This is a genomic window from Achromobacter sp. 2789STDY5608621 (genome assembly GCF_001299375.1).
GTDB lineage: Bacteria > Pseudomonadota > Gammaproteobacteria > Burkholderiales > Burkholderiaceae_B > Achromobacter > Achromobacter insuavis.
Map to the genome: position 1 here is coordinate 1 of NZ_CYTU01000096.1, position 6,273 is coordinate 6,273.

General features: G+C 68.4%; 3 protein-coding genes. All 3 read right to left on the reverse strand.

Annotated features, from left to right (window positions below; all coding sequences use genetic code 11):
- Nucleotides 1-142 precede the first annotated feature (142 nt).
- Nucleotides 143-1,630, reverse strand: coding sequence for an efflux transporter outer membrane subunit (locus AOZ53_RS32920; protein WP_054429191.1), 1,488 nt, complete (start codon nucleotides 1,628-1,630; stop codon nucleotides 143-145).
- Between the two features lie 68 nt (nucleotides 1,631-1,698).
- A complete protein-coding gene (locus AOZ53_RS32925) occupies nucleotides 1,699-4,914 on the reverse strand; it encodes an efflux RND transporter permease subunit (RefSeq protein WP_054429190.1) in 3,216 nt (1,071 codons plus the stop codon).
- 36 nt (nucleotides 4,915-4,950) lie between these two features.
- Nucleotides 4,951-6,141 carry an efflux RND transporter periplasmic adaptor subunit gene (locus AOZ53_RS32930; RefSeq protein WP_082385873.1) on the reverse strand — a complete coding sequence of 397 codons (1,191 nt, stop codon included), beginning with the start codon at nucleotides 6,139-6,141 and terminating at the stop codon, nucleotides 4,951-4,953.
- Nucleotides 6,142-6,273 lie beyond the last annotated feature (132 nt).

The following is a 6,273-nucleotide window of genomic DNA, read 5'->3' on the forward strand; positions in this document are numbered from 1 at the left end:
TACAAGGATGACGACGGGGCAGCCCGGAGCGAAGGCTCCGGGCCGCAATCGTGGGCGCCCGCCCCGGGGGCCACCTGCCCGAGGGGCGACCTACGAAGCACTACAACCTCGCAAGCAACACAACGCCGCAGTAGATAGACAATTACCGATTCGCAGCCACAGCCTCAGCACCAGGCACAGGATTCCCCCACCCGCCCCCGATCGCCCGAATCAGATCCACCGCCGACCGCGCCTGCTCACCGCTCAACTGCACGGCGACCCGTTGCTGCAACAGCACGCTGCGGTCCGCCTCGATCACGTCAAGATAGCTGATCGAGCCTTCGCGGTATTGCGTGTGCGACAGCTTGGCGGCGCGGGCCGAGGCTTCCACCGCCGCGTCCTGCGCGCGCGTCTGGTCGGACAGGATGCGCAGATTGGCCAGGTTGTCCTCGACCTCGCGGAACGCATTCAGCACCGTCTGGCGGTACACCGCCACGTCTTCCTCGTAGACCGCGCGGGCGCGGTCCAGGCCGGCCTGGCGGCGGCCGCCGTCGAAGATCGGCATCGACAGCGCGGCGCCCACCAGCGGGCCCAGCAGGAACGTGCGGCTCGACCATTGGAACAGGTTGCCCAGCTCCGACGACTCGTAGCCAAACGCGCCGGTGATGTCCAGGCGCGGGAAGAACGCCGACTTGGCGGCGCCCACGCGGGCGTTGGCGGCGGCCATGGCGCGTTCGGCCGCGGCGATGTCGGGGCGGCGTTCCAGCAGCGTCGACGGCAGGCCGGCCGGGATCGACAGGGCCACCTTCTCGATCGGCTTGGGCGGCATCGCGAACTCCGACGGCGCGCGGCCCAGCAGCACGGCCAGCGCGTGTTCGCCGGCGGCGCGGCGGCGGTCGATGCCCAGCGCTTCGGACTGCGCCGAAGCCAGCTCGGCCTTGGCGCGCGCCAGGTCCAGCTCGCTGATGTCGCCCGCGTCATAGCGGCGCTGGATCAGCTGCAGCGTCTCGGTGCGCAGTTGCACCGTCTGGCGGTACAGCGCGGCTTCGGCGTCCTGCTCGCGCACCAGGAAATAGGTGGTGGCGACATCGGCCTGCAGCGCCAGCAGCACCGAGCGGTACAGCGCCTCGCTCTGTTGCGCATCGGCGGTGGCGGCGTCGGCCGTGGAGGCGACGCGGCCGAACAGGTCGGCCTCGTACGACACCGAGCCCTGGGCGCGCCAGGTGGTCGACGGGCTGGTCGGCGTGCCGTCGGGCAGGCCTTGAGACACCGCCGAGGGACGCTGGCGGCTGGGGCCGAAGGCGGCGTCCAGGCTGGGGAAGAAGCCGGCGCGGGCCTCGCGCTGCAGCGCGCGGGCCTGTGTCAGGCGGGCGGCCGCGGCCTGCAGGTTCTGGTTGGCCTTGTGGGCCTCTTCCTGCAACTGGTTCAGGCCTTCGTCGCCGAACACCTTCCACCATTCGCCGCGCAACTGCTCTTCCGAGGGCTGGGCGGTCTTCCAGGTGCCGGCTTCCGAGGCGGGCAGGGCGGCTTCCTTGTAGGCCGCCGACGTGGCGGCCGCGGGCCGTTCGTAGGTCGGACCCACCGCGCAGCCGGCCAGCACGAGCAGGACGGCAAGCAGTGCGGAACCGCGGATCAGTCTTTTGGTCTTCATGACGATTCTCTTGGGCGCGCGCCCCGCCGTTCGGGACGGGACGCGCTGGCTATTTTTTCCAGGCCGGATCAGGCGTTGTGCTGCGTGGCGGGCGGCGCGTTCGGATCGATGTGCGGCACGCACACCGGCGCTTCATGCGGCGCGGCCGAGTGCAGCGTCTTGCCGCCCAGCGAGCGCAGCAGGACGTAGAACACCGGCGTCAGGAACAGGCCGAACAGCGTCACGCCGAGCATGCCGAAGAACACCGCGACACCCATGGCGTGGCGCATTTCCGAACCGGCGCCGGACGACAGCACCAGCGGCACCACACCCATGATGAAGGCGATCGACGTCATCAGGATCGGGCGCAGGCGCAGGCGGCTGGCCTCGATCGCGGCTTCCAGCGGCGAACGGCCGTTCATCTCCAGCTCGCGGGCGAATTCCACGATCAGGATCGCGTTCTTCGCCGACAGCCCCACCAGCACCATCAAGCCGATCTGGGTGAAGATGTTGTTGTCGTTGCCCGTCAGGTAGACGCCGGTCAGCGCCGCCAGGATGCTCATCGGCACGATCAGGATCACGGCCAGCGGCAGGGTCAGGCTTTCGTACAGCGCGGCCAGCACCAGGAACACCAGCAGCACGCTGATCGGGAACACCCACAGGCCGGCGTTGCCCGCCAGGATCTGCTGGTACGTCAGGTCGGTCCATTCGAACTTCACGCCGCGCGGCAGGGTTTCCGCCGCCACGCGCTCGGCCGCGGCCTGCGCCTGGTTGGTCGAGTAGCCCGGGGCCGGGCCGCCGTTGATGTCGGCGGCGGTGTAGCCGTTGTAGCGCACCACCATTTCCGGACCGAAGGTCTGCTTGACCGTCACCAGCGACGACAGCGGCACCATGTCACCCGCGGCATTGCGGGTCTTCAGTTGCAGGATGTCGTCGGAGTGGGCGCGGAACGGCGCATCCGCCTGGGCCCGCACCTGGAACACGCGACCGAACCGGTTGAAGTCGTTGACGTACATCGAACCCAGGTAGATCTGCATGGTGTCGAACACTTCCGTCACCGGCACGCCCAGTTGCTTGGCCTTGACCCGGTCCAGGTCGACGTCCAGCTGCGGCACGTTGATCTCGTAGCTCGAGAACGCCGGGCCCAGTTCGGGCGTCTGGCGCGCCTTGGCCAGGAACGCCTGCTTGGCCTTGTCCAGCTCGGCATAGCCCAGCGCCGCGCGGTCTTCCAGTTGCAGCTTGAAGCCGCCCAGCGTGCCCAGGCCGAGCACCGGCGGGGGCGGGAACACGGCGATGAACGCCTGCTGGATGGCGCCGAACTTCTGGTTCAGCGAGGCCGCGATGGCGTTGCCCGACAGCGCCGCGCCCTTGCGTTCGTCGAACGGCTTGAGGGTCACGAACACGATGCCGGCGCTGGAGCTGTTGGTGAAGCCGTTGATCGACAGGCCCGGGAAGGCGATGGCGCTCTGCACGCCGGGTTCCTTCAGGGCGATGGCGCTCATCTGGCGGATCACGTCTTCCGTGCGGTCGAGCGAGGCGCCGTTGGGCAGCTGGGTGAAGCCGATCAGGTACTGCTTGTCCTGCGCCGGCACGAAGCCGCCGGGCACCAGGTACGACACGCCGATGGTGGCGGCCACCAGCACCGCGTAGACGCCCATGGCGCCGGCCTTGCGGCGGATCACGCCGGACACGCCCACGCCGTAGTTCTCCGAGGCGCGGCCGAACATGTTGTTGAACCAGTTGAAGAAGCGGCCGAACACGCGGTTCATGCCCCGGGTCAGCCAGTCCGGCTTGTCGTGGTGGCTCTTGAGCAGCAGGGCCGACAGGGCCGGCGACAGCGTCAGCGAGTTGAAGGCCGAGATCACCGTCGAGATGGCGATGGTCATGGCGAACTGTTTGTAGAACTGGCCGGTCAGGCCCGTCATGAACGCCAGCGGCACGAACACCGCGCACAGCGTCAGGGCGATGGCGATGATGGGGCCGCTCACCTCGCGCATGGCGCGATAGGTCGCGTCGCGCGGACTCAGGCCCGCGGCGATGTTGCGTTCGACGTTTTCCACCACCACGATCGCGTCGTCGACCACGATCCCGATGGCCAGCACCATCCCGAACAACGACAGCGCGTTGATGGAATAGCCGAACATCAGCAGCAGGCCGAAGGTGCCGACGATCGACACCGGCACCGCCAGCAGCGGGATGATGGACGCGCGCCAGGTCTGCAGGAACAGGATCACCACCAGCACCACCAGCGCGATGGCTTCCAGCAGCGTGTGCACCACGGCCTCGATACTGGAACGCACGAACTGGGTCGGGTCGTATTCGATGCGGTATTCCACGCCCGGCGGGAAGTCCTGGGCCAGCTCGACCATGGCGGCGCGCACTTGCGACGACACGTCCAGCGCGTTGGCGCCCGGCGATTGCATGATGCCCATGCCCACCGCCTGCTTGTTGTCCAGCAGCGAACGCAGGCCGTATTCCTGGGCATCCAGTTCCACGCGGGCCACGTCCGACAGGTGCGTCACGGCGCCGTCGGGCGAGGTCTTCAGGATGATGTCGCGGAATTCCTCTTCGGTCTGCAGGCGGCCGCGCGCATTCACGTTCAGCTGCAGCGGCACGTCGCCCTGGGTCGGGGACGCGCCGATCACGCCGGCGGCGACCTGCACGTTCTGTTCGCGGATGGCCGCGACCACTTCGCTGGCCGTCATGCCGCGCTGCGCGACCTTCTGCGGGTCGAGCCACACGCGCATCGAATAGTTGCCCGCGCCCCACACCGTCACTTCACCGACGCCGGTAATGCGCGCCAGGCGGTCCTTGATGTTCAGGATCGCGTAGTTGCGCAGGTAGGTGATGTCGTAGCGGTCGTTGGGCGAGATCAGGTGCACCACCAGCGTCAGGGTGGGCGAGCTCTTGGTGGTCGTGACGCCCAGCCGCTGCACGTCCGGCGGCAGGCGCGGCAGCGCCTGCGACACGCGGTTCTGCACCAGCTGCTGCGCCTTGTCCGGGTCCACGCCCAGCTTGAAGTTGACCGTCAGCGTCAGGTTGCCGTCGCTGTTGGCCTGCGACTGCATGTACAGCATGTTTTCCACGCCGTTGATGGATTCCTCCAGCGGCGAGGCGACGGTTTCGGCGATGACCTTGGGGTTGGCGCCCGGATACTGCGCGCGCACCACCACCGAGGGCGGCACCACTTCCGGGTATTCCGAGATGGGCAGCTGGAACATGGCCAGCAGGCCTCCCAGCAGCACCAGCACGGACAGCACCCCGGCGAAGATCGGCCGGTCAATGAAGAATTTCGAGATATTCATGAACGTTCTCGTTCTGCTTTGCGGGTCACCGGCGGCTTAGTTGGCGGCCGCGGTCTTGACCGGGTTGCGTTGCGCCGTGACCATGGGCACCACGGTCGGGCTCACGGCGTCGCCGGGGCGCACGCGCTGCAAGCCGTTGACCACGATGCGTTCGCCGGCGGCCAGGCCGGAGTCCACGACCCGCAGGCCTTCCTGGTTGGCGCCCAGCTTGACCTGGCGGTAGTTGGCGTGATTCTTGTCGTCCAGCACCAGCACGTAGCGCTTGTCCTGGTCGGTGCCGATGGCCTTTTCATCGATCAGCACGGCGCTGCGCGGCTCGCTGCCGCCCAGGCGGATGCGGGCGTACAGGCCGGGCAGCAAGGTGCCGTCGGCGTTGTCGAACTCGGCGCGCACGCGGATGGTGCCGGACGTGGCGTCCAGGCGGTTGTCCACCGATTGCACGAAGCCGGTGCGCGAGTAGCCGTCCTCGTTGGCCAGGCCCAGCTCGACCGGCACCGAGCCGGCCTTGCCGTTGCGAGCCGGGTTCACGTACTTCAGGAAGGTCTGCTCGTCGACGTCGAACGAGGCGTACATCTTCGAGACCGACACCAGCGTGGTCAGCGGCACCGAGGTGGCGCCGGCGGCGACCACGTTGCCGACCGTGACTTCCGCGCGCGACACGCGGCCGGCGACCGGCGCTTCGATGCGGGTGTAGCCCAGGTTGAGCTTGGCGTAGTCGAGCGCGGCCTGCGCGCCCTGCAGGTTGGCCGCGGCTTCACGCGCGGCGTTCTGCTTTTCCTCGAAATCGCGGCGGGCGATGGCGTTGTCGGTCAGCAGGCGCTGGCCGCGGGCCAATTCGGTGGCCGTGTACGAGGCGCGGGCCTTGGCGGCGGTCAGGGCGGCGGCGGCGCGGTCCACTTCGGCCGCGTAGGGGCGCGGGTCGATGGTGAACAGCACGTCGCCCTTCTTGACGATGCTGCCGTCCTGGAAGTGGACGGCGGTCAGGGTGCCGGAGACCAGCGGACGGATGTCCACGCGGTCGATGGCTTCCAGGCGGCCGGAATAACGCTGCCAGTCGACGATGGTCTTGTTGACCACTTCCGCCACTTCGACAGGGGGCGCGGCGGGCGCGCCTTGCGCCTGGGCCGCATTGGCGCCCGCGGGGGCGCGAAACAGGGCGTAGCTACCGCCGGCCGCGATGACGGCCGCGAAAACGACGAGCACAGCAATACGATTACGCGAAACCATGATGTTCCTTGAGGGTGGTGTCGGGGTGAAGCGCGCTTGCCGGGGACCGCGAGGGGGGCGGGGGGCGGCGGGGGCGGGCATCGCGGCGGGGCTGGCAGTCCTGAAACACCGATGTCATATTGCAGTGCAACA